19 protein-coding genes are annotated in these 25,344 nt (G+C 56.3%); 5 read left to right on the top strand and 14 right to left on the bottom strand.

The genetic code is table 11. The features are described from left to right. Positions 1-91 precede the first annotated feature (91 nt). Positions 92-679, top strand: a complete 588-nt coding sequence (locus ACERIT_RS14805; RefSeq protein WP_373675634.1) for a hypothetical protein — start codon at positions 92-94, stop codon at positions 677-679. Between the two features lie 103 nt (positions 680-782). Here the strand turns inward: ACERIT_RS14805 and ACERIT_RS14810 are convergent, their stop codons facing one another. The 5 genes from ACERIT_RS14810 to ACERIT_RS14830 all read right to left on the bottom strand — a co-directional run bounded on the left by ACERIT_RS14810 (position 783) and on the right by ACERIT_RS14830 (position 5,577). Continuing rightward, on the bottom strand, positions 783-1,748 hold the full coding sequence (locus ACERIT_RS14810; RefSeq protein WP_373675635.1) for an HNH endonuclease: 966 nt from the start codon (positions 1,746-1,748) through the stop codon (positions 783-785). 297 nt (positions 1,749-2,045) lie between these two features. Next, the gene (locus tag ACERIT_RS14815) at positions 2,046-2,729 is read right to left on the bottom strand and encodes a hypothetical protein (protein ID WP_373675636.1); all 684 of its coding nucleotides are present in this window, start codon (positions 2,727-2,729) and stop codon (positions 2,046-2,048) included. Continuing rightward, entirely contained in the window at positions 2,729-3,673 is a 945-nt protein-coding gene (locus tag ACERIT_RS14820; RefSeq protein ID WP_373675637.1) for a hypothetical protein, read from the bottom strand. Before ACERIT_RS14820 ends, ACERIT_RS14815 begins: the two co-directional genes overlap by 1 nt. A gap of 102 nt (positions 3,674-3,775) precedes the next feature. Next, positions 3,776-4,618, bottom strand: a complete 843-nt coding sequence (locus ACERIT_RS14825; protein WP_373675638.1) for a hypothetical protein — start codon at positions 4,616-4,618, stop codon at positions 3,776-3,778. After that, positions 4,618-5,577, bottom strand: a complete 960-nt coding sequence (locus ACERIT_RS14830) for a hypothetical protein (RefSeq protein WP_373675639.1) — start codon at positions 5,575-5,577, stop codon at positions 4,618-4,620. Before ACERIT_RS14830 ends, ACERIT_RS14825 begins: the two co-directional genes overlap by 1 nt. 714 nt (positions 5,578-6,291) lie before the next feature. On the opposite strand from ACERIT_RS14830, the gene ACERIT_RS14835 reads away from it, so the two are divergent. After that, positions 6,292-6,522 carry a helix-turn-helix domain-containing protein gene (locus ACERIT_RS14835; protein WP_373675640.1) on the top strand — a complete coding sequence of 77 codons (231 nt, stop codon included), beginning with the start codon at positions 6,292-6,294 and terminating at the stop codon, positions 6,520-6,522. 21 nt (positions 6,523-6,543) lie between these two features. Here ACERIT_RS14835 and brxL read toward each other — a convergent pair whose 3' ends face one another. The 7 genes from brxL to ACERIT_RS14870 all read right to left on the bottom strand — a co-directional run bounded on the left by brxL (position 6,544) and on the right by ACERIT_RS14870 (position 20,705). Beyond that, positions 6,544-8,571 (bottom strand): protease Lon-related BREX system protein BrxL, encoded by a 2,028-nt coding sequence (brxL, locus tag ACERIT_RS14840; RefSeq protein WP_373675641.1) that lies wholly within the window; start codon positions 8,569-8,571, stop codon positions 6,544-6,546. A 124-nt stretch (positions 8,572-8,695) separates the two neighbouring features. Next, entirely contained in the window at positions 8,696-11,122 is a 2,427-nt protein-coding gene (locus tag ACERIT_RS14845) for a PglZ domain-containing protein (RefSeq protein WP_373675642.1), read from the bottom strand. 6 nt (positions 11,123-11,128) lie between these two features. After that, complete coding sequence (pglX, locus tag ACERIT_RS14850) at positions 11,129-14,848, bottom strand: BREX-1 system adenine-specific DNA-methyltransferase PglX (protein ID WP_373675643.1); 3,720 nt, start codon at positions 14,846-14,848, stop codon at positions 11,129-11,131. 188 nt (positions 14,849-15,036) lie between these two features. Next, positions 15,037-18,681 (bottom strand): BREX system P-loop protein BrxC, encoded by a 3,645-nt coding sequence (gene brxC, locus ACERIT_RS14855; protein WP_373675644.1) that lies wholly within the window; start codon positions 18,679-18,681, stop codon positions 15,037-15,039. Continuing rightward, the gene (locus ACERIT_RS14860) at positions 18,674-19,243 is read right to left on the bottom strand and encodes a BREX protein BrxB domain-containing protein (protein WP_373675645.1); all 570 of its coding nucleotides are present in this window, start codon (positions 19,241-19,243) and stop codon (positions 18,674-18,676) included. The genes brxC and ACERIT_RS14860 overlap by 8 nt, the downstream gene beginning before the upstream one ends. Next, on the bottom strand, positions 19,233-20,045 hold the full coding sequence (locus tag ACERIT_RS14865; RefSeq protein WP_373675646.1) for a BrxA family protein: 813 nt from the start codon (positions 20,043-20,045) through the stop codon (positions 19,233-19,235). Before ACERIT_RS14865 ends, ACERIT_RS14860 begins: the two co-directional genes overlap by 11 nt. Positions 20,046-20,054: 9 nt before the next feature. Continuing rightward, positions 20,055-20,705 (bottom strand): BrxE family protein, encoded by a 651-nt coding sequence (locus tag ACERIT_RS14870; protein ID WP_373675647.1) that lies wholly within the window; start codon positions 20,703-20,705, stop codon positions 20,055-20,057. Positions 20,706-21,158: 453 nt separating this feature from the next. Here ACERIT_RS14870 and ACERIT_RS14875 point away from each other — a divergent pair, with 453 nt between their 5' ends. The 3 genes from ACERIT_RS14875 (at position 21,159) to ACERIT_RS14885 (ending at position 23,505) form a co-directional block, all read left to right on the top strand. Next, a complete protein-coding gene (locus tag ACERIT_RS14875; RefSeq protein ID WP_373675648.1) occupies positions 21,159-22,139 on the top strand; it encodes an exonuclease SbcCD subunit D in 981 nt (326 codons plus the stop codon). Positions 22,140-22,197: 58 nt separating this feature from the next. Then, positions 22,198-22,434 carry a hypothetical protein gene (locus ACERIT_RS14880; RefSeq protein WP_373675649.1) on the top strand — a complete coding sequence of 79 codons (237 nt, stop codon included), beginning with the start codon at positions 22,198-22,200 and terminating at the stop codon, positions 22,432-22,434. A gap of 84 nt (positions 22,435-22,518) precedes the next feature. Continuing rightward, positions 22,519-23,505: an HNH endonuclease gene (locus tag ACERIT_RS14885; RefSeq protein WP_373675650.1), complete on the top strand. Its 987-nt coding sequence runs from the start codon at positions 22,519-22,521 to the stop codon at positions 23,503-23,505. 3 nt (positions 23,506-23,508) lie between these two features. Here the strand turns inward: ACERIT_RS14885 and ACERIT_RS14890 are convergent, their stop codons facing one another. Both ACERIT_RS14890 and ACERIT_RS14895 read right to left on the bottom strand, forming a co-directional pair. Then, a complete protein-coding gene (locus tag ACERIT_RS14890) occupies positions 23,509-24,519 on the bottom strand; it encodes a hypothetical protein (protein ID WP_373675651.1) in 1,011 nt (336 codons plus the stop codon). Positions 24,520-24,862: 343 nt separating this feature from the next. Then, a partial coding sequence (locus ACERIT_RS14895) for a hypothetical protein (RefSeq protein ID WP_373675652.1) occupies positions 24,863-25,344 on the bottom strand: 482 nt, incomplete at its 5' end.

The raw sequence follows: 25,344 nt of genomic DNA on the forward strand, positions 1-25,344 counted from the left end.
AATTAAAGAAATTCGCGTTGGTTAGTTGTGGATCGTGCGGGGAGGATAATTCTGCGTCGAATAACTCCTGTTGGAACTGCGGCGCTAGGTTATGATCAGTCCAGTCACTGTCGGACAGTTGGCTAAAGACTACGCGTGGCTGATTATTCTCGCGTTATTGGTTTTTGAGGTTACCGCCACAATCGCTATCAATCGGCATTATTTCTCAGAAATCGTTCCTCGTCAGGATCGAGTTGGGGAATTATCTGAGCAGTTCCGCACGCACGCACTGACGTTCGCAGCGATGGCCTTCACCGTAATCGCGTTACTCGTTTCATTAGCTGATGATCCAGGCGAGTTCGCTAACGTACTGCAGGTGCTGGCAGTCGCAATCGCGCTACTCTTCTTCACGTACGAGGTGGATGAAGTCACGGAAACACGCCGATACTGGTTTATGCTACAGGAAAAAGCGCTCGGGTACGGGTTCCTATCAGTGTTCATAGCCGTCGTGATCCTCTACCATGACGCAGTCCCAGCAGTGAGTGGATGGATACTCATTGCTGGATTCCTTGTGGTTGCATCCATCCGATTCTCGACGGTTTGGCGGCAGTTCGGTATCCTCAAACGACGGAAAAAGAAGGAACTGGAAGAACAGGCAATCAAATCTCAGGAGGAGGAACCAGCGGTGAGTCCGGATTGATTAGATTTTATGCGTCGTGATGTGTATGTCTCCTGGATTGAGCAATTCGTGAGGCACCTGTACTGAGAAGGTAGGACTCACAAATTCTTCGACTCTTCAACCGTTACAGCGTCGACTCACCGGCTTCTAACGCGTCGAGAGCTTCTCGCAACGCTCGTTTCACAGCGTCTATATCTTGACGCTGAACCGCGTCACTCGCAGCGTCTATGTCTTCCTCAACACTGGACTCCACGTCCAACTCGACGGATCCCCATGTTTCAGTCCGCCCGTTCGAGGAGGCATCACTGTCAGCGATCCGATCAAGGCGTTGTTGCTTATCGTCACTCCGACTCCTCGACGTGTCGCCGTCACTCGACTCATCAGTTTCCCGATCGATGCCTGTCGGACGACCGCCGCGGTTGTAGAACGCCTCCAACGGGAAATCGTACGCCTTCGCGCGTTTTTCCTTGTTAAATGTCGTTCGCCTGGACACGCCAAGCACTTCAGTGATCATGTGACGGTCACACCCGCGGTCGAGTGCCTGTCGAACCTGCTCGTCTTCCATCCGCTGCAGCAGCAATTGCGAGTCGTCAGGGATGTACCCGCGCGACGAGGTCTCGATCTGGTCAGTCAACCCCCACTCACCGGTCTCGACGTCCTTATCGACGATCTGCCGGTCACGCGTCTCGACGACGTTATCGAGCCCCATCAACACCCACAGGCGCTCCCGCACCGACGATACCGTCAGATCCGCGGTTAATTTAGCGGCGATGTCACCGGTTCGCGCCGGGCCGTCCCTGGCTAAGACCCGCAGGATCTCGATGTCCTGCGGCAACAACACGCTCAGGTCCTCCTCGGTGAGTTCCACGGGAGCATCGTCGCGCGTCGTCTGCTGATGCAGCCAGGAGTGACACGATCGACACAGCAACGTCAAATTCACCATGTCATGCTCACCCATCTCGACTGGGTCGCGTTCGATGTGATGCACGTGCAGCGTCGCTAACCCGCCTCGCTCCGGGCCGCGCCGCCCACACGTCTGGCACCGGTGATCGTATTTCGCTAACACCTCCTGCCGCGTCGACGGGTCCACGGTCTCGTGGCATTCATGCGGACTCCATCGATCAGACGGGTAATCATTACTCGGCTCGGTACTTCTGCTCGCGTCGTCGGTCGTTCGTGACTCTGTTTCTGACATTCGTCGTCTTTGGGTGTTCGCTTACTCGCTCGACTCTGCACCGCACATCGCCTGGGAACATCGTGGTGTATCGCTTCAATCCGCAACCGCGTCCCTGACTCACCTGGGAACGCTCAACCAGGTTCCAATGGCACCCACCTGCCACGCACTCGACCGACCTCTATGCCTCGGGGCACTCGATGAGGAATCATTTCACACCTCCCTCGTCGGCGTCAACGACTTCACGCGGAACTCGGACTTCCCGCAGTACCGTTCAGCGAGCCGGCCGAGCGCACGCGTCCGCAGCACGTCCGCCACGTTATGCAGCGCAAGCTCCGCGAATCGTCCGTCCCGGAACGCCGCAACCGCGTCCTTACTCTCACCGAACGGATCCACTGCACCGTGCTCACCGCCCACCAGCACCGCATACACCCCTGCTAAATCACCGCGCTCCGCAGTCCCTGACGCCCCGTCGGTAACCGTCGTGTTGAACCGGTCAGTCACGACCGGCATCACGTCCGCGAACGGCACGTCCACGAACGGCCACGCCATCCCCAAGCACGCGTACCGCGTCCGGAGAAACGGTAAATCGAACCCGCCCTTCCACCGCTCACCATTGTACGCGACCAGCAGCACGTCCGCGCCGCAGAGTCGCTCCTCAACGAACCCAGACACGGCCGCAAGCAACCCTTGCTCGGACGTGTGCATAGACACGTTCACCAGCGTCCCCGTCGCAACCGCATCCTGCACCGTCGACGCAACGTCACTCACCGACCGCCCACCACTCTGCACGAACACGCGCACCCCCAACGGCAATGCGAACCCGACCGTCGTCACCTCGTCGTCAACGCTGAACCCCGTCGTCTCAATATCGAACGCCACCTGCTCCAACACCATCACGCACCACCCCCACTCTCCGAGTCACTACGCTCCGGAACACGATCTTCACCTAACGGTCGAACCCGGAGTTCTCCGTACCCGAACCGCGAATGCGTCCCGACGCGGTACACGCCGTTCACCGCCGTGCGAACCACGTTCCGGCCCGTGTACGGCACGACCTGCCCGTGATCAATCGTCGTCACCGCGTACGAATCACCCCCGTCAACGAACCGTGTTTCCCGGAACCGTAACTCGTCTTCATCGACACCCCACCACCACGGCACCGACTGCGAATCTGCCCCCGGATGCTTACTCTCCAACACGAACGGCGTCACCAACTCAACCCGGCACGGCTCACCCGACCGTTGTGCGGCTTCTAGCCGAGAGAAATCCACCGCCTCCAACTCCACGGTTTGCGTGTCCGCGACCGACAACACGCCGAACCCGTAATTCCGCGCCCCACCAACCTGCACGCCGTCAAGAACCTCTTCAGGCAACGGGAGGACGTCATCGGCCCCATCAGCGTGCACGTAACAGTGCACGAACCACGACACCGACCGGCGACGCTTCCGCTGCCCCGCCGGCCGAGCGAACCAGCACGTCTCATCGAACGCCACCCGGCCACCATGCAACTGCAAATCGTGCACGTTATGCGCATCTCGCGGCCGTGAATCCAGCAACCACCGGTGCGCCGGATCACGAAACACGAACAAATCCTCGTACGACTCCACGTCCGGCAGCGACTTGCCGAGCTTCCCCGCGTACCCGTCCTTCGAATGCGACGACGGGTACTCGCCGTACTCCCCCGGCACGAACACACCGTGACTCAAACGTAACGTTCGCCGCGCTGCATCGCCCACGCGGGGAGCGATTGCGTTGAACAACGCGTTCCCCGTCACGAAATACGGATGCCCGAGATACTGTTCTTCGAGTTCGAACAGCACCTGTTGAATCCGCATCACGCCACCACCCCCTCACTTCCACTGCACCACCAGCGCCCACGCACCACAGCACTAGGGCGACGAGCAGCCACGCGACTCCCGGTGACCATCACCAGACCACCGTCACGCATCACGCCCATCACCTCCAGCAGCACCACCACTACAGGGCCACTCAACCGGGCTCAACACGGCGATGTACTCCTCAATGAATTGTAGCGCCGCGGACCACGACCGGACGCGACGCAACTGCGCGTCCAGCACACGCCACCGCCGCTCCCCATCCACATCGAACGGCACCTCCGGGAGCCGCGCCCACACGTCAGCGAACGACCGCGCCGGCACATCACCCAGCCGCACCGCCGGCCGACCATCCGGCCCACCCGTCACGTGCAACGCAAACCCCGGCGTCGAAAGCACCGTCCGATGCGGCACCACCTCAACAACACCAGCCTCATCACGCTTACTCACCGCGAAAAACAACTCCTCGAACCCGAACCCCGCCCGGTAATTATCCAGCAACGCCGCCGCGAGCAACGTGTGGTACTTCAACGACGTGTACGGGTAATACGGCGACTCGCAGAACAACGACGGCACCGACGCATCCAACCACGCCGCGTGCAACCGCTCAGCATCATCGAGCTCGATCACCTCCCGAAGCGCTGCCCCGATATCCCGCACCGGCTCCACCGTCGACGCCAACTCCCCGGTCAAAAGCGAAACGCGGAACCACGACTCGTGCGCAGCCACCGTCCGCTCCGGCTCCCCGCCCGGCCGACTCAACAACGCCGCATCCCCATCCGCACCGAGCGGCACATCCTCATTCACCCGAACCCCGCGGAACGACCCCTCCGCGTGCTCGTGCGACCGCATCCGCGCTTTGTGAACGTCGTGCCGATACACCGACACCATCGGCTCCACACTCGCCTCATCACCAACCGTCACCGCAGACCCCGAATCCGAACCCATCACGCCTCATCACCCCCTGTGGACCCGTCAGGCATCGGCAAGTCACCATCACGCGCCGCCGTCCGCGCCTGCAACGCCCGAACGAACTCCGGCCTGCACTCAGACGCCCACGTAGCATCCTTCTCCTCCATCAACTGCGTCGTCGCCTGCGCCCTGTTGAACACGCGCCGCACCTCCGACTCCGAGTACAGCGGATTAATCACCCACACGTCAGCGATCCCCGCCCCAAAGTTCCTCGAACCACCGATCTGAAACGCGAACTCGTCGCTATGCGCGTCAAGAAACGACACAGCCTCAAGCAGAAGCCCGACGAACTCCGGCTTCAACTCCCGGAGCGTCAACTTCCACGTCCCCTCAACGTTCCCGACGACGTCACGCTGCGCGTGCCGGAGCGGCTGCCCACCATCCGCATCGTTCCGCGACCGCACCTGATTCGACACCTGCCGGTAATGCCCCTCCACCTCCCCCTCCAAAACATCAACCTGTCGCCGGATCGGCGAAAACGACACCGGACGACGCAACAACTTCCCCGGCTGATCACCGAACCCCCCGAACAAGTCGTAAATCACGCACCCGTCATCGTGCTCATCGAGGCACGCACCCTTCTCGTGATACCCGGACTCCAAATCACGCGCGTACGTCTCCGCACGCACAGAATCCGCATTCGACTCCCCCGGATGACACGCCGTCGCCCCAGCGACCTTAACGATTTCCTCACACCCATGGCGCAACCACCCGCTCAGGGTAAACGGGCTAATCTGCCCCGCAATCTGATTCATCGAATCATCCGCCTCGTACCGATCCGCCGACGCGTGATGCCGATCCGTCACGATCCCATCACCAGGAGACAGTAGACCGATTTCAAGGCCGATGTACACATCCGGCAGCAGCATCTCCTCAACCAAACGCGGGAGATCGAGTTCGACGTCGAGCTGCGAATCCGTGAATCCCGACGTCATCGTTCACCACCCCAGAACAACCCGAGAACCACATCGTCATCTGACTGATCCGCACGACGTTGCGCCTCACCCAAGGACGTCCTCGCAGACGACTCAACAGTCCCTCTCTCCTCAACACCAGACGCAACGTCCGCAGCCGCCCCACCAGTCGGAATCGTCCGCACCGACTTCGTCCCCGCCGCACTCACCAACAAGACCTCCGGATCCACCAACACCGGCCACGACGACTGCGTCGCCCCATCCGAGCACCACCCAACACGACCCGCCACCACCAACTCACGCACACCCAACGTGAACTCCCTCGGCAACTCGTGCTCACCACCACCGCAAACCACGTGCCCAACCTGAAACACCACCTCACCAGCCGGCCGAAACACGTACACAACAACCGCAACACCCTCACGAAGAGGAGAACCACACACCTGACACGTCGCGGCCCCTTCCCCGAGCGAAATATAATTTATTTGATGTATATCTTCAATAAGCGGTCTGTCGCAGCCTTCTTGTGTTTCCGAATTTGAGTTTTTCATGGGTTCTCGGACCGTATTCGGAACCCAGCCTGGGTGCTGCAACACCCGGGCACTTCTGTCGATCAGTGCCCAACGGCTGAGTTCACATCCATTAGTCATTCGTCTATTGGCATAAACCTTTGGACACTCGACTAATGGTAATTCATCCAGCAGTCATATGTGAAATGGCGCTCACGTCAGTACTATGGGCGACCGGGATCGGGACGAAGAAAGTGGGAAGTTTACGGAGGAATACCCTCCTCAAGAGTTCCTGGAAGCCTTAGCTGAGCTCGGTCCTAGTGGAACAACGGACATTTCGGAGTATGTAGACTGTGACCGTCGAACCGCCTATCTGAAATTAAAATCACTCGAAGAGGAAGGAGAAGTTAGAAGCAAAAAAGTTGGAAACTCTCTCCTCTGGGAACTGAAGGAATAGAGACAAATTCATCGGACGGGGTTACTCCAACTCTATTGCTTTACTAGCTGCATCGAGTGGATCGGTGTAGAATACGAGTTGAAGTTGATCCAGGAGTTCATCGGGTATCTTCGCTAGGTCCTCTTTATTTTTCGCAGGGAGTAACACCGTCTTTGCCCCCGAATCTGCAGCCAATTGTAATTTATCGATCAAGGAACTCACGGCCACTAATTCCCCCATTAGACTCATCGCGCCAAGGATAACGGCCTGTGACCGGACAGGCCTATCGAGTATTCCTGAAACGATGCCTACAAGAAGTCCAACGCTTGTTTCGCCACCCTCGTTCGCATCGGATGGATTGAGTACTTGTACGTTGATATTGTACTCCTCCAGAGTTTCATCACGACGGAGCTCGCGCATATTCGCCTGTAGATAGTCACACGCAGTCTCGAACGACTCTTTCATCTTCTTCCCTGGTGTCCCCGAGATGTTCGTCTTCCCAGAACCGGGGAGTGTCTGAGTTTCGATGCGGAATGGTGCGTGACGACCCTCGCTTTCGCCGATAGTGTAGACAGTGCCTGCTTGCTGTGTCCCGGGCGGAATGAGCGCCTCATCGGCCTCCTCGGGGACCGGAACGTAGAGTTCCTCTTTCGTGTCTAAGTCCAAATACGAGAACTCGACGGCCCGGTACTCCATTCCACCCATCCGCTTCAACTGTTCTTTGACGCGGCGACGTCCCTCCATAGCGAATTCGAGGTATTCGCGGAGCTCTTCTTTCGTGTATTCACCGTGGGGGTGGAGTAATTTGAGCAGACCAGATACCGTCTTTCGGACGGCCCTTTCGTCACGTTGGTTCAGGTGGTCTCCGAATGCGAACTCCTCGTTGATCGCATCGCCGTAGGATTCTTTCCGGAGCTCACGGACGAACTCGGCGAAGTAATCCACGATGAATCCGAACTGATCGCCGAAGAACTCGGAGCGCATCTTCGGGACTTCCCAGCCCGGAAGGTAGTAGTGGAAGCGGTCGATGAGGGCGAGGTCCTGCATATCATCTGGGAACGGCTCGAAGAGGTGAGAGCTCTTGAGGACGCCTTCGACGTCCAAGTCGATGTTTCCAACGTAGACCATTGAGGCCTGGGCTGTGAGTTCCTCAGTTCCGCGTGAGAAGCTCCCAGCCTCCATATAGTCTTTGAGCATTTGGACCGCTTCAGAGTCGCTGAACTGGAGGCCACCGACTTCGTCGAATGCAACGACGTCCCAACGGCCAACGAGTCCGATTCTTCCAGTGTTGAGGTTGAGGAAGAGCTTCGCAACGGTGGTTTTTCCACCGGAGATGAGGATCGAGTGAGGGCTGATTTCACGGTACAGATAGCTCTTCCCCGTTCCGCGGGGCCCTAATTCGACGTAGTTGTAGTTGGACTCGACGAGAGGGAGACACCGAGTTAGGAAGAGTAGTTTCTCGCGGTCGCTGAACGCGGAAGGGTCGTACCCGACGCTCTGGAGGAGAAGATCCATCCACTCGTCGCGCGTGAATTCTCGTCGACGGTCTTTCAGTTGGTCGAGGTCGAGGTTCGACACCTGTATCGGTTTGAACGATTCGATACCGAACAAGCTCTTGGGGCTTTTTGCGTTGTCTGGGAGGTATTCCAAGTCAATGATGGCCCAGACACCGCCGCCCAACAGCTTCGGGTGCTTACTGACGAGATGTTCGTTGACTTCGACATCGTTGAGTCCAAGGTTGACGAATGAGCCGATGTAGGCGTCCTGCTGCTCGTCGAGCCTGACGGTTACTTTGTCGATGACTCGGTATCGCCCTCGCTCGCGTACTTCGCTTTTGACGTACTCGGCTTCGTCGGGGCGAACGTAGTGCTTCGACAGAATCTGTTTAACTTTTTCGAGCCCCTCCTCAAGCGATTCCTCATCGTCTGTGGCGCAGTATTGTCCAATGAGGTATTCGAGAACATAGGTGGGGACGTTCACTCCCGACTTGATATCCTGAACGAGATCCTTCCGGACGACGCGTCCGGGAAAGACGTCGAGAGCTTTCTGATCGACGTCCTCAGTTGTCATTATAAAGGAGAAATAGAGCCGGGGGCATATTGGTGTCGGTCATACTAAGTGGAACACCGATCCGAATTACCGCCATCTCATCCTGAGCCTTTCGCTCATACACAATTGCTGGCCTTCGTAGTACTTAGACGTCAAATCCCATATCGTCGTCCCCGAAGAGCAAATCCAGTTCCACCGTTTTCCGCGTGATCGTTTCTCGGGTGTCGGTGTCGATGACTTCGAACTGGACCGAGCTCTCTCCAGAGATTGCTCCCTGTTTGAGTCGGACACGTTCACTATTGGTTCCCGGCGATACCTCCATCGTTACGGGGTCCGCAACCGGTTCGTCGTCGATGTTCGCACGGATCTCCAGTATCGGCGCTGGGTCGAAGGCCACTTGTCCGCTCTTGGCTTCGATCTCGACAGAGATTATCGAGTTCGTGATCGGGTCTGGAATCGAGACATCGTAACTGATCGACGTACTTTCTTCGATCTCGCCGGTGGTCACCGTGAGACACGGGACGAGGAGTTCTTGGAGTGAAATGCCACCGTGGAAGTACTGCATGTTCCCTCCTTGGGCCTTGAAGCAAGCGACACTCCGAGGGAAGAGCAGCTTGAGTTCTGGAGCGTTGATTCCGAGGTCAGACAGGGCAGCGGAATCGACTTCGATGAACTCGTCCGTATCGACGAGTGGAGCATCACTGTCGGTGGCTGCGAATCGTCGCTTGACGACCGGAGCGAGGTCGGGAGATTCGACTTTGAGATCGTCGGACAACCGGTCCGTGTAGAGGAACCCGTGGTCGCTCGTAATCACGAACCGAGTGTACCCGGCCTGCTTCAGTCGCTGGACTGTCCGTTCGACGTCGTCGACGTGGGAAGCGACCTGGCTGAAGGCCGCGTCGTCGTCGAGGCTCTCGCCGAGTTTGTCTATCGTTCCGGAGTAGACGACTCGGGGGACCGGATCAGACTCAGTCAGGTCCTCCAACGAGATGCTGCTCACTTCGTCCATATCCACCACTTCGAAGCCCGCGGCGCTGAGTCGTTCGACGCGGTCCGATTTTCCGGCCATCTCCTCACCGCCGCTGGTCACGACGAGGTCATCGTCTTCGAGTGAGAGGCCGAGTTCCCCGGGGAGGTGTGCAGCCATCCCGACCTCGGTGATCGAGGGCAGTGCCGCGCTGACTGCGCTCAGGTCCTGCTCGAAGTCAGTTCGCCGCCCGAGGTTCTGTTTGATTGCTTCGGCGAGTTCGTAGCGAAGCCCGTCACAGATGATGATCGCGGTTCCGTCCTCAAGATCCGCGAACTCATCGTGGAAGGAGGTCTGCGGTGTCCCGAGGGTCGGATCGTCACTCAGGATGTCCGCAAGCGGGCGGTTCACCCCCTGGAGGAAGGACATGTAGTGTTGCGTGACCCGCTGTTTCAACGGGGTTTCGTTCGGATAGGGGAACGTGGCCTTTCGGGTGGCGTTGATGTACTGCCGATAGGCCGCATCGACTTGCCACCACCCGTCGTCACTCGTGTACTTTTGGGCGAGTTCCGCCGACGAGAGCGTCTTAGCTTCGTCGGCGTCGATAGTTCCGACCCGCTGGAGGGTTTCAACCGCCAGGACTGGGACTGACCAATCGACGAGGTCCTCGTTGCTCCAGAAGCTGTCCTGGCGCTCAGTAACCGTTTGCTGGAGGTCTGCCGCGATATCAGGGAGGTCGGCGTAGGTCTCGTCGGCGAGGCGTTTCATCACGAGCCGGATGAGACCCATGTCGATACCCTTGAACGCGGTTGCGTCCCAGTGAATCCGGTCGGAGTCGATGACGGCCTTCGCAAGGTCGTAGTCCTCCGCGATTTTCTGTGCGTAGCGCGTGAACTCGGCGGGGGCATATTGCTGCCACTCGTCGCAGAACGCCGCAGCAGCGCGGGTGTCGTCAGCCGCCAGTTCGTCGTATCGGGATGTCGGTGCTCGACTGGCCACCTCGCCGAAGAGGAGCTGGGTCGCTAGCTCTTTCGGGTCGAGTCCCGCAGTGACACCGTACTCCTCACGGAGTTGGGCGTCCCACGCGTCGGCCATCGCGTTGTCCTCGATTGTCTTGCGGTACTCTTCTGGGTTCGAGAGGTAGGTTCGAACCCATTCGTCGGTCGCCGGGCCAGCGGTGTCGAAGAGAACGCAGAAGAACGCTAAGCGCTGAACCTCGCGGTTCTGTCCCCAGTCCTCGTACGCGTCGGGGATCTCTTCGTCGTGCTCGACGAGGAACTGCGTCACCGGGGTGTCGTCGATGTCCTGGCCGACGCGATACTGTCGTCCGAGTGCGTGGACGTCGCGGAACCACTCGGCGTCGTTGCGTGACTCGGGGATGTAGAACAGCCAGTTCTGTTCGTAGTTCGGATCTTCCTCGTGAAGGCGGCGCTTCAGCTCAAAGTAGCTGCCGTCGTAGCGTGCGAGCGTGACGTCTTCCAGGGCAGCTTCGACCTCGTCGAGGACGCCTTTGTACTTCTCTTGGGCGTCGTACCACACCCAGACTCGGTGTCGGTCGAATTTTTGCCTGAGTTCTGTAATAATGCTATCCGCAAGATCTCCCATGTCAGGTCACCTCGAATAGCTCGATTTTAGCTTCGGGAGGCCGGTTTCGAGGATATCGTACTGGTCCCACTCCTTGATGTTCTCCCAGATGCCCTTCTCGACATCAACGGTGACGCCATCGTCGATCATTTCGTCGATGGTATCACGGAACTCCCTGATGTCTTCGAGGTCGTTCTGGACTTCCTTTTTCCTGTTCAGAAGCTCCTTGTCCGGGTTGTCACCGCTCGTCTGAGCATTCAGGGTCTCCAGTTCGTTTTCGAGTTCTCCAATCCGCGGGTCGAGATACTGGCCGCGAAGTTTCGGGAGGGTGTTTGCGTCTATTCCGTGGTAGTACACGAAGCAGCTGAATGCACCGTTCGAGCTTTCGAGTTGCCAGTAAATCGGACTCCGCTCGCCTCTCGGTTTGTACTCATCGACGTGGTGATACCGGAAGAAACGCTCCCGAAGCCACTCAACGGGACGGCGATTCAGAGCGGTTTCCAACGCTCTCTCTGCGGCCGGAGCATCGTCGAATAGTGCCTCGATGGAGTCACTGAACAGCGTCTCGATCGTATTATCTCCGCCCTCAAATGGAAGCAGTTCATCGCCAATTGTTGGGACACCCCGGCCCGTGTCCCAGCGGCCGAATAGTGACCCGACGATTAACGAGATTATTCGACCTGCTGCTTCGGTGACCTCGCCATCTGAGTACAGCTCATACCCATACCGCAACTGTGCTACCGTTAGCGGAGACAATTCCGTCTCAATTGCAGCCTCCCTGAGTGTTGGTTCGTCCATAGACTCTAATACATCAATTGCCTCCTTGAGCCGCTGCTCAGGAATGGATTCAAGAGTCACCTGTTCCTCAAGCGTATCGGGGTACTCAACGTGGCATCCCTCGGCGACCGGAAGCTCTACCGTGTTGTTCGGCAGACTGGCATACATCTGCTCACGGATTTTCTGTGGGATTTCATATTCGTCAAATAGGATGTTATCTGACGCACCATGTGCGGTGACGATGCGAGCCCGCATCGCTTGTTCTGCTGCAAGAAGATCGGTTGGCCCATCTTCAAGATAACCCGCTAACATCTCACCATCATAGTCGGAGGAAATCTCTTTCATGGCCGAAATATTCTCCCTATTTTCAACCGCCATAGAGGCCAGTTCCTCCAGCTTCTCTTGATGATCAAATTCTGTTTTTATCGGGAAGCGTTCAGCGTCACCAATCTCGAAATTGATCCCTGGATTGAGTCCGTTCGCCAAATACCTGAACAGGGTGGCATTGAAATGAGAGATCAGCAGCTCGTCGCTTAACTCATCGGAAGTTGTGAATATTGCTTTGTCCGAGAAGATACCGTCGTCGTATTGCTTTCGACCGACAAAGTACGACCCGAATCTCCTAAATGTGACTCCTTCCTCGAAGTAGTGTTCCTCGTTCCTGAAGTTCGCACCGCTCTCTTCTAATTCGCTCCGTCGGCCAGTCCAGGGAACGTAGTCCTGAGGGTAGTCATAGTATTCGGCATCTGTCCCGCTCTTTTGGAACCGAGCGTATTCCTTATAGCGGAGTTCGTCGGGTAGCTCCCACCACTTCTTGACAAGCCCCTCGTCATTGCTCGTGGAGAGCCCCTGGTTTAGATCGGCGACGTTCTTCAGGCTCTCATACTTGGTGAACAGACTGAGAATCTCTTCACCAAACCAGTAGAGGAAGGGCCGTCTGCCAATATCATCAATTCGTGATTGGAAGAAGGTATACACGTCGTCATGAGTTCCCTCAGAACGGAGACTACGGGCGATTTCATCAAGCCCCGATATCTTTTTCGAATGACCATCATACTGATCTTGTTCGTGTGTCATTCGGTAGAACCGAGAATACTGCCCATCTTTTGGAGGACTACCTCGGAGTACAAACGGGATGGTAAATGGTCGGTCTTTCATAGAAAATGAATGACCAGACAAGTGAGCAGCTTCGATGAAGTAACTCTCGTTCAGCAACTTCTTTCGTAGCCCACGGAAGTAGTAGAGGAACATAAAATTCTCCGGTGTAACCATACTAACGTGGCCTGTATCGGAAGAGAAAGAGAGACAGCGCTCGATGAATGCTCCGTAGACATCGTACTTACCCACGTAGCGACCTTTGAGGTAGCTCTTCAGGGTTTCACCCATCTTTTTACTCTGCAGGTAGGGTGGATTGCTGACGACGGTATCGTACTCTCCGATCAGAACATCGAGAAGCTCGACCGTTTTTCCGACCTCGGCTGCGAACATTTCCTCGATTGGGTCGTTGTGTTCGAGTGCCTCGCTGGCTAGGTCTTGCACACTATCCATCAGCCGGGACTTAATCTCATCCCACGATTCTTCCTCGCCTCCCGTCATGAACGTTGACTGGGAGGTTAGTCCACCTTCGCTCGTGAACTGTGCTTGGCCAGTCGCTTGAAACTCTTCGCGGTATTCGTCGAGAACCTCGTCGATGCGGTCCTCGACCTGAACCAGACTTCCCAATTCGCGGATGTCACCGAAGCTGTTCCAGATTTGGTCTAAGATCTCTCGTTCCAACTCCGAGCCTGCACGTTCGAGAATCTCCTCTTTTCGTTCACCGTTAATCAGCACGGCATCGGCAGAGACGATGTTTAGCTGCGGGATTTCGACATCAGGGGAGTGGTCTTTGGCCTTTAGGTAGAGTGACAGCGCGGCAATCTGTGCCGCCCCCGAATCGATATCGACACCGTACAGATTGTTCCGGAGGATCTCACGCGGGATGTACTTCTCGGGTACTTCACCCTCTTCCAGATACATCTGATAGAGAACGTCGAACGCGTAGAACAGCATGTGACCGCTCCCGCACGCGGGGTCTAGTATGGTGATTTCTTCGACGGGCTTTACCTCCCGGTCTATCAGAGAGTCTTCCAACGGTGCGAGGTAGAAGCAGTTCTCTTCCTCGCCAATCTTCGTCCGCTCGCCCTGCATTTCGAGCCACAACCGCCCCAGTGAGTTATCTACCATCCACTCGACGATGTACCGTGGAGTGAACAGCTGAGTCTTCGTGGCGATGTCCGTCCCCGCAACCTTGTAGTTCTCCTCTTTGACGCGTTCGTCGATTTCGTCGCGTTCTTCCTCACCGAAGTACTGGTACACCCAGCCCAACGCTTCGTCGCTCTCCCAAGCCTCGTCGTCGATTGCATCGAGTTCGTCGAGAACTTCCTCACGTACCTGTGCGTCGAGGTCGATAGCGGTGTGTTCGGAGTCTTCGAAGATCATCCGAATCTCCGCGCCGATTTCATGATACGCAAGGTCGAGTGCGGCACCGAATCCGTCGTCGGGTGCGTTTGTTAGCTCCCCGGCGATCTCGGCCACGGTGTGGTGCATGTACGACCGGTTACCGTATTCCGGACGCTCGGTGATGGTTTCCTCGACGAGACCGCGAACCTCGATTGCCTTCAGCGCGACGAATCGGTTGAGGTATGTCTTCGTGGCTTCGCGGACGTAGTTAGTGATCGACCGTTCCAGGTCGCCTTCGGTGGATTCGAGTTCCCGTTCGATGGCCGCATCCAACGTCCGGCGAGTGTGGATTTCGTCAGCAGAGAGATGCGTCAGATTGTCGAGCGGGAGCTTCTTGTTCTCGTAGATGCCGTACTTTTCGAGGCGTAGGCGAAGCTCGTCTTCGAGCATACGTCGAGCTCTGAGGATCGTGCTTCGAATGGTCGAGCGCTGATCCGACGAGAGACCGGGTTGACCGTGAGTCGTGGACATGGATGTTAGAGAGGTGTGTGCCGCCCCGAATTGGGTGGGATGACGGCGCGCCGTGTCGTAGTTCCCACCCGCGATGACATACCAGCGACAAGCAGGTGGCGTGTCTTATAATTGTGGGAGAACGTGCAGTCTCGCTCTATCGGATCGTGAACAAACGTAAAAAGTCGAATTGTGAGTTCAGGAGCGTGTTAACGGAACCGGATCTCCACGTCGCCGTCCTGTTCGAGTAGCTCCTCGACCTTCGCTCGCAGCTCGCCGATCGGTGCGTCGATGTCTTCGGCGTCGGTCACGACGACGGTCCCAAAGATCTTGTTGAGAGACACGCTCTCACGGGTCGTTCTATCGTCGTCGTCTTCTTCCAGCTCATCGACCCGCTGCTTGGCCTTGGCTTCGAAGTGGTCAACGGTCTGGATGTTCTCGATGACCCAGTTGAGCGAGGGGTTCGGATCGATGTGGTCCCTGTTCGAGATCTCCAGATCGACCGACCCGTCACCCTGCCGTTCGGTTAGATCCGATAGCGCCGAGTCGAGCTTGCTCTCATCGATGTCTGGGCCCGCGTACGCTTTCACCGATTCGATGGAGTCGCTGTACGTCTCGTACCGTTTCTCGTACAGCGCTTCGTAGGTGGTGGTGAAGGCTTCCGCCGCGGTTCGGTAGTCCGTCTTGACGTTGTTCCACTGGTCAATGACCCCATCGGTGTCCAGCGTGTTCTTGACACGGTCGGCGGCCTCGCGTGCGTCATCGCTGATGTCGACGAGCCTCGGATGGTCGTCCGCCTCGTCGATGAGCGATTCCCATTCGGTCGTGACGAATCGCTGTATCGCCTCGTACCCCTTCAGGTGGTTCTCGCCGCCGTTCTCGCCGCAGAATTCGGCGACTTTCTTCGCGTTTTTCGTGAGCCCTTCGAGCTCGTCCTCGAACTCGACGAACTGCTTGATGCGCTTGGCCGACGTGGGTTGCTGGACCAGGTTCTTCAGCCGGGTTTGGAACTGCTCGACGTCGTCCGCGAGCGGGAAGTCTACCCGACGGAGCTGCGAGAGGAGTGTGCTGGTGGTCGAGACCCACTCGTTGGCTTCCTCTCGGATGCCTTCGTCGACGGCCTGGTCCGTGGATTTGACCTTACGGTCGAACAGGCGATCGAGGAGCTGCTTGGCGTCCGTTCGCGTGTCGATATCAACGGTCTCGCGCTCGTCGAATGACGTGGACTTGAACTTCGTGACCTGGGTGAACAGTTCCTGTGCGCCGTCTTCCGTGTACGTGCCGTAGGTCCGCTCCTTGTACGTCGGGATGATCGAGCCGTTCCGGAAGAGCACGGCCGCGGCGAGCCGTACGACTTCGCGGCTCCAGCCGTACGGCGGTTTGGCGAAGTGGTCGATCAGGTCGCTACCGCTGCGGGACTCGCCTGCTTTCTCACGGCGTTGAATCTCGTTTTCGACTTCGGAGGAGATGCGGGCTTCGGCGATGAGCTCGCCGTCCTGCACGACACCCAGTTCGGAGAAGACCGACGGGTTCGACGAGCCGTCGAGGTCGCCGAAAATCTGCTCGATGTGACGGTCTTTGACCGTCGCGGAGCCGTGTTTGAAGTTGGTGAAGACCTTCGGGATGGCGTTGTCCGTCTTTCGGGCGACGAGCGAGGTGAGCGAGGTGCTCGTGGTGTCGAACTCCTCGGTATCGCCGTTGTAAATGAGGACTCCGCGCTGGAAGCTTCGTTTGAACTCGCGTTCGACTTCGTTGCGGAGCCGTTGGAGATCTTCCTGCTTCTGCCCGAGAGCTTCCTGTTCTTCTTGGCTGAGTTCGTTGCCCCGTTTTTCCTTGACGATTGTGCTGATCTGAAGAATCGATTTCAGCTTCTCGTAGATGTTGTGCTGTTTCTCGTTGTCGGCGATCCAATACAGCGTGCTATCCTCGCTGAAGCTCTGAGTTTTCAGGCCGTCCGGGTCGAGGTCCTCGTATCGCTGGTAAATCGGCGAGTAGGTTTTCAAGTCGATGTGACCTTTCGACGTGATTCTCTCGCCATCGATACTCAAGTTCACCTGGAACGTTTTTCCTTGATAGTTGACGCGAGACGTTTCGTCGAGGATGTCGTTCAGGAATCGCTTGGAGGACCGGCGGATGTCGCCGGGACCGGGGTTAATTGACTTGATCTCATTTTCGAGTTCGCGCTCGGTCTCTCTGAGGAACCGATATCCTTCTTCACTTCGGCCGACGTAGCCTGCACCGACGAGTGCATCGAGCGTCTCTTTGACGTCCCCTTCGAGTTGCTGCGTGGGGCCGAGTTCCGTCTGGAGTGACGTCGCAATGTTGTCGGCCGTGTTCGGAATCCACGGGAGCTGCTGGAGGAGGTACAGGGACTTGAGGACGCGACGTGCGATTTCCGGGTCGGAGTCTTTCGGACGTGCCTCGCGGATCGACTTGACGTCACTGCTGGGGATGTCGTTGCTGATCTCGTCGAAGATCATATCCAGCGTGACGAGCGCCCCGAGTTCGTCGTTGTAGAGGTGGTCCTCGTCTTTGAGGACGCTCTGGGTGACGTCGATCAGTGTGCGTTCACTCCCTGCCAGCTGGTCGTCCGAGCCTTTCCCGAGAGCCTTGAACATCTCCGGGAGGATATCGAGTTGGTAGGGAAGGAACGGGTAGCAGTCGATGAAGTTCTCCTCGTTAATCGGCTTCAGACTCTGACTGGAGTCGAGTTTGTATCTCGCGGACAGGATACCCTCGTGCTGGTCGTACAAATCGCCGAGGATGCCTCTGAATTCGCCTTTCTTGCTGAGGACACGGTCGCGGACGACCTTGTCGAGGTTCTCGGAAGTGAGATCGAACCGGTGCGGGAAGCGGTCGATGACTTTTGACTCCTCGGCTTCCTTCTCCAAGACGCCGGGAATGAGTTGCTGGAGTTGTTCCTGGGAGGTGACTCCGAGGAAGACCTTGCCTTTGCCTTTCTGCCCGAATTCCTCGACGATACTCTGTAGTTCCAAGAGGAGTTGGCCATCGTCGCCGATGAACTGCGAGATCTCGTCGATGAACACGAAGTACCGACAGTTGTCGCCGGTCTCGGTTTCCCGTTGTACGACATATTCCACGATGTCTTCGGCGAGCGTGGACGCGTTGATCAGAACGTTGTTCTGAACGTCGTCGATTGCGCGGGCCGCATCGTCTTCGTCGTCAAACTCATCGGTAGCCTCGACTAATGCGGTTTCCATGTCCGACCGGACGAACATGGCGTCCTTTCGAGCTTCTGTCCAGTCTTTCCCAGTGTTCGCCTCGATGGCGTCGACGAACTCGTCGTACACTCCGCGCGATTCGAGTTCCTGCTCCATTTGGGCGACCCAGGGCATCGAGGCGTAGCCACGGGAGATGTTGAACTCGCGGTGGATGATCTCCGTGATGGACTCGCTCCCGGAGGCGTCGGCTTTCGCGCCGATCTGGAACATCAGCACCTCGGAATCGAACTTCTGGGTGACAGACGAGACCGCTCCATCGAGCATCTCGTTGGCTTCAATTCGATCCCGAAACATCTCGGCCGCGTGTGTGTCCTCGAATTCGAAGTTTTCGAGGATATGCCCGAGGATTTTCATATAGTGGCTTTTCCCCGAGCCGAAGAATCCTGAGACCCACATCCCGACGTCTTCGGTCTGTGTGTGTTCCGTATCGATAACTGCCTCTAACGCGTCCGAAAAGTGCCGTTCGAGCTGTGGTGTGAGGATGTACTCTTCGAGTTCTTTCTTGACGACGCTCGGATCATCGTTATCGACTTTGACGACCCGATCGATCTTTCGATTGATCGGCCGGTAGAAGATCTCGTGAATCTGGTGGGAGGAGGTAGTGTCACTCATGTCCGATCACCCTTGCGCGGTAATATGTTCCCTCCGATTCATCGAGGAATCTTAAACTCTTGTCATCGACTTTCGCCGGGTAGCAGAACACGATGGGCGTGTTGTCCGGCGTATTCATCTCTAATTGCCCCATCAGTGTGGAGGCACTGGCGAATGGGTACAGGATACCCATCCGGTAGACAATCACCGTGTCAGAAGATTCTGCCTCCGATGCGATGGCCGATGCTAACTGGCCCATCTCGCCGTCATCCAGAAGCGACGATTTCAGTCCGTCGAGTAACTGGTCTCGGTCCCGACGTTCGAGATCGATCACGTTCTCTAGGATACCACGGTCTTCGAGGATACTGAAGACCAGCTCCCGCATATCGATTCCTGCGACGGTTTGGTCGTAATACTCCAGTTTCTCGATAAGGTTTCGAACCTCTTCGTCGACTTCGAGTTCGTCACCAGGGTCGTAGGTGAAGACGATGAACGGGACCCCAGCGCGCTTTCCGACCTCGTCTCTATCATCTCGGACAAGTCGTTCGACTTCTTCGAGCCGTGCTTGAAAGTCAGAAAGCATCTATTAAGTCCTCTATGCTGTCACACTTTGTAATTAACCGTTCTGTCGAGCCGCGCTTTTCGTAGCTCACATATTGGGGTGATATGTCTCGGATCCGACGCTGAACTTCGGATTCGTTTATCAGGAATAACTTCCAGTCGTCGTGTTGGATGACGTCTGATGCGGACTTCGCCCCCTTCTGGAAGAGCCGGTAGACAACGTAAGCGACTGTCTCATCAGGAACGTAGGTGACGGCGAATTCCTTGCGTTGGGTGCCTTCTAAGAGCCCGTAGTTCCGGAGTGCAGTGAGGTACTTCGTGGCGGCTTCGTTGATCGTCGATTCGGACCTGTCACGCAGGTCGGCGTAGTCCTCTTGAATCGATTCGATGAACGAAACAATGTCTTTAGCTTGGACGGAGAGGGTCCCCCGTCCGAACTCAGGGTACAGAAAATCGAGGGTGACGAGGTGGATGAATGGATCTTGCGCGAACTCGTAGTAGAGACACCAGTCGGTTACGTCGCTCCGGACATCAGCCGACATAATCTTCATCAGTGGCGTCTCTGTATACTCCGCCTTATCGGGGATATGACGACGGGTGACTTCGCGGAGAATGTTTGTTCGATACTCGTCCGTGTCCTTGTTCAGGATGTTCTCTTCGACGACCCGTCGCTCTAGTTCTTCGTACGATTCGCATTCGACGTACGTGCGAAGGATGCGTTTCGTCTCGTCGATGTACGTACTGTGATGGGCGATTTTCGGGTCGAGACTCGCTGCTGCTTCTGTTTCTTTGCCATCCTTCGGCTCGATATGCTCGTTACTCATATGGATATTTCACGCGCTTTCGGGTTTAAGATCTGACTTGAGGGGGTAGTACGGTACGCAGAGGCGGTCGGTGCTTTGCCCGTATCCTTGCAGAAGAGTGGCCAGCAACCGCCATTTCTCTGGTTCGATCTCGGATTGTGTGTATCCATCTTCCTCGATACGGAATGAATCACCAGTTCTTGGGTCAGTGAGCGAATTTGATGCTGCTGTGATATTTGATCCAGTTTGCTCGATCATTCCGTCTGTCCACCCTTCTCTCAACGATTGAACAGAGACGCTCTCAAGGGCTTCCAGGGGCTGGTCATCCGAAGCATCGATGTCTTCAATGGCTGCCGAGATACGTGATTCTACTTGCGGGCCGAACGAGAACAGAGAGATAGAATCTGCTGGAAGGTGGTCTGATTCTGCTTTGCGACCGACTTTCGATGCGAGGGTGATTCGAGATTGGAGTTGCGTTTTTGGCGTTACCTCATCGAGTCGTGCTCGGCCCGTGTCAGACAGGACCCGTGAGTCCCACCAGCCCTGGTTGTTCGACTCGCCCACACGCTCTATCAACAGACGTGAGGCGATCAAGTCAAGAAAGAACTCGTCAACAATACCCGCTTGGTTGAGGGCTACTTTAGTCGAGACGAACGCGTCGGCGAGATCAGTTGAAGTCATATTTACATCCACAAGTGGTGGTGGCTTAGAACCAACGCCTCCAGTTTTCTGAAGGGTAAACTGTGCGTTCAGCACATCGCGGGTTTAATATCGCCCGACAGAGGTTTGATAGTGTATACGATGGGTTCTGGAAATGAGTTGACTGAGCTGTATGATTGTCTCTCTGTTCTGTATGGGTCGCTGCCTTCTGGGGTGGATTCGGAGTGGAAGGAGGCACTGAGGTCTGTTCTGTATGGTGGGGAATTGTTGGCTGATGGGGCATCGTGTTACGGGGCTCAGCAGAAGGAGCGGAATTGGGGGAAGCGGAAGGAGTACGTGCGGCGATATGGAAACGGGGATCGGGTGACGGAGTTTTCGGCGATCATGGTGGCGGAGCCGAAACCGGGGGATCGTCGTTACGTTCCGTCGGGAGCGATGTTACCGGTTGCGCCTGAATCTGGAGAAGTGCTGCCAGTGAAGGTGTCGAAAAATGAGGTTGATGGTGCGATTGCGTTGCTTGCTGAATTCCCGGCTGAACCGGCTGCTGATCGTCCGAGTGATGGTTCCGATGTGTTGCTTGACCCTGAACGAGTGCGTCGAGCGCGAGGAAATTCGGGTCCCGGCACGACCAGTGACGCGACGACAGTCCTGTTTGTGAGTGACACGCACTTGGGGTACAAGAACCGTGAGAGGACGGGGAGAGGGAAGACAGTGTCGTGGGTAAATGAGATTTCGAGTTGTGAGGCGTTCAGTCGAATTGTTCGGATTGCATGCAACCGTGGGGTAGATGCGGTCATCCATACGGGGGATATTGTAGATCACGAGGTGGCCGCGAAAACGCTGGATTACGCTGAGGCCTGTCTAGACACGTTGGCGAATCGCGGTATCCCCGTGTACTGTGTTATTGGATCTCACGATCACGATTCGGCGAATCCTCAGCATTCAGGATCTGTGAATGGAATCACGTGGCTCAGAGAACAGGTGAAGAAAGGCCATCTCACGGAATTATCGACCAGTCCGACGCCGGTTGCTGGCAGGTCGCTCGATGCGTACGGTATCCCTGCTGGGAACGTGGGGATCAACGATGTCGGGAAGTTCTACTCGCGGGAATGGGATCCGTCCGATATTGCATTCAAGCCTGCGACTCCCGGTCCGAACGTACTGTGTCTTCACGATGGGTTGACGCCGTATCGAAAGTACGACGCTGATGTTGATTTGAATCGGTTACTCGCGCAGTCACGCGTATCGTTTGACTGCGTACTAATCGGTGATGAGCACCGGCCAAAGAATCGGGATTTCGAGAATGGGTATACGTTTGAGGCGGCTGACGGGACGCCAGTGTTCTATACGGGACCAGCGATCCGGATTAGCGAGCCGTACCGGGGCCACGACGCGTTTGTGACTGAACTCTCGGTCTCTGATGCGGGGGTGACAACGACTCGGCACACGGTATGACTGCGGGCGGTCGTAGATACCCAAGTGCTGATAACAATCACTGCCGTTTCATCCAATAATGCAGCGCTTCTCCAAGGGAGATCGCGTCCGGGTCGATATTCCTGATGAGACAGATCCCGATCATCAGGTGTATCACGGTGAACACGGGCGGGTCGTTGCAGTGATGAATGATGATGTGGATTCAGTCACTAGTGACGAGCGGGATGCGCAGCTCTATCGGATTGCGTTTGATTCGGGTGAGATGGGTGATTTTCGGTGGCGTGACTTGCGGCCACCAATCGACGACTCCTCATAAGTATAGGCTCCGGCAGCTCTTGACAATTTTCAGACCGGAGCTATCGGGGAAAGGATCATCATCTGGCTCTGTTACTGTTTCTTCATGCCTCTGGATCGGCTCCGTAGTATTGTCCCGATGTTTGGCGGTGGGACACAGTACGTCGAGACGTTGGATGCGATTCTTGCGTTCGTTGAAGCGCATCGACCGATGACGGATGAACTCGTAGGATGGCATCGTGGTTCATTCCCGAACGTGTCCAGTCGAGACTCGATTATGCGGCGGGTGAGTTATTTACAACAGGTCGGGTTTCTCCGCCAGGCGAACGACCAGTGGGGACTCGGTGATGCTGGTCGGGAGTACGTTGAGCAAGGTGATGTGGTGACGCTGCTGCGAATTATGTGTGATCGGAACGTCGGGTTACGGAGTCTCATGTATGCGTTGGTTGCTGGGCCGATGACGCTCGCGGAGGTGAGTGAGCAGCAGCTCGACACACATCCAGAGTTAGGGTGGAGTCGCGGGGAGACGGACATGGCGAAGCAGCGGGTGAATTGGTTACGAAGCATGGGCCTCGTTGAGAATCGCGGCGACGAGTACGCGTTGACGGATGACGGTCTGCAGTTCGTTGAGCGTGCGGTGGAGGAGTGGGCTGATTCGGACTGGACACCGTCGGTGAGCGATGCTGGGATGCGTGCTGGGACGTACGAGACGACTGTCCACGCACGGACTGTCGATCCGGAGTTCCGTGCGACAGTACTGTCCCGGCACGACCGGACGTGCCCGGTTTCCGGCGTGGATCATCCCGGCCTGTTGGACGTGGCGCATATCCTGTCGTGGAGCGATTTTCCAGAATACAGAGCAGATCTCTCGAACGTGCTGGCGCTCAGTAAGACCCATCACGCGGCGTTCGACCGAGAGCTATTCACCATTGATCAGGACTACCGGTTGCGCGTGAATCCTGAGTTCGAAACCCAGAGTGATGTGCTCCAACAGACGATTATCGACCGTGAAGGGGAACGTATCTCGCTTCCGGATGGAAGCTTGAAGCCGCAGTTTGTTGCGCAACACAACGCGGCGCTTGAATGGGCGTGAGAATTAAATGTCGAACAGCGGCTCGATGTCGGAAATTGCGTACCGGTATATCATCTCGTGTAACGCTCGGTGTGTGGCGCTCTCTTCTGTGCTTGCGAAGAATTGTTGTCCGAAGTACGGGATGTCGCTACCGCTTACGACTGGGTCGTCTAGTGAGCGATCTTCGTTGAAATACCCGAGTTCTTTCTGGGTGCGACGCCACTCTGTCGGGTCAATATCGTGCGCATAAATATCCCAGTGGGTTTCCGGGACGTCTGCGACAGCTTCTAGCGAGAGTCCTGGGCGCATGAGATCGTTGTGGGTCAGTTGGGCGAAAAGCTCTTCCACTCGCTGAACAGTGGATCCGTCTCTTTGTGGGGAGGCTTGGCTGGCCAGTTCGGCCCGGCCTCGGATATGTCCCAAATCGAAGTCGCCGTTATACGTGAGGAGTGTGGTTGCTTCTCGTGTTTCTAGCCAGTCACAAAGATCGTCGATGAGATCTAATTCTGCTGCTGTTGATTGATCGTCGCGGAAGAGGACATCGGCTTCGACCGGCCCATTTGCCGACGGTTGATAGCCAACACCGATGCACAGTAGTTCAAGGTGATTGGAATTGTTCAAATCGAGTTCGGCTTCCTCCACAGTCTGGATCGTCTCGATATCCAACGCTAGACGGCCGTCAGTCGGATCGGTGGTCGTAGACTCCTCGTTTCTATTCCCGTCTTCGACAGCGGAGAGGAGGTCCTTGGGAGGGTCAACCGGTTCGACACTCATATCTCCGAAGTTCGGGCGTAGTTCTTTCTGATCTTGATAGATGTTACCCGATGCTTTTTGAAACAGGTACCATTGATCCTCGACGAGGTCGTATTCTGGGCTCTGGTCGAAGAGTGTGAGCTGGACATCATTCTCGTCGAGATCAGTGAGAAGTACTCGGGCTCGAACGTTACTGCCCTCATGGATTGAGTCAACTTGTACGACGATGTCGATCTCTTGGTTCTGTTCGATATCATTGGCTACTGAAGTGGGTAATTCCATATGGATTATCAACTACTGGATACGTTAAAAACAGCCTGGGTAGTATGTACTCACACGGTGACCGTTGTATTGGAGAGACTAGTAGTGATCTACGGGCCTAGTGAGGAATAGAAAACGACCGGGCGGCGGTCGCCACCGTGTTCATCCGGCATATGTTCGGAAAAGTCGGTGCGGTCCTCGTCACCCTGTGAGTTGGTTGAGGACTCGTTCGGTGGGGATGCTTCGAAGTAACGCGTTCGGTAAATGCTTCGAAGTAGTTTGTAGATAGCGCGTGCGAAGACAATGCCGACATAAACGCCATCGTTGATGAACCAACCAGAGGCGTCACGTCTGGTTTGAATACTTAAGATTCGTCCCGTTCTTTTTTCGGTTCAAGTTTTGCTTCGCCTGTCAAACGATCTTTCACTGAGTCGTTCACGTGTTCAGGCGGTTCGGAATCTATGAGTTTGGCTACGCCTGTTAGCTGTTCCTTCGCCTCCTCAGAAGTGGTGATCTCGTCATAAACTGACTTTCGCCAGATCCAGTTCGAAATGGAGAGCCAACGATACCAGAAACTACTGACATTTGGGGTCTCCTCGTTTAGTTCGACCCGACGCTCGGCTAATCTCTCGAACTCCGACCGCATATTTTCCAAGCTTGCGTCCTTTTTGGCCAGGTCGAGGAGAACGTAGTCACGGAACTTCTCGAACAGCGCGTGATGCGAGTTTGCTGCCCTATAGTGCGCGGATGAACGCTTCTGCGGCCTTGCGGCAGTTTTGAAACCAGAGATGACTGCGACGCCTATTGCGAGTGCAGTCATCGTCGATGTTGACCAGGCCTCCCAAA

This window comes from Halopenitus sp. H-Gu1, assembly GCF_041821145.1.
Taxonomy (GTDB): domain Archaea; phylum Halobacteriota; class Halobacteria; order Halobacteriales; family Haloferacaceae; genus Halopenitus.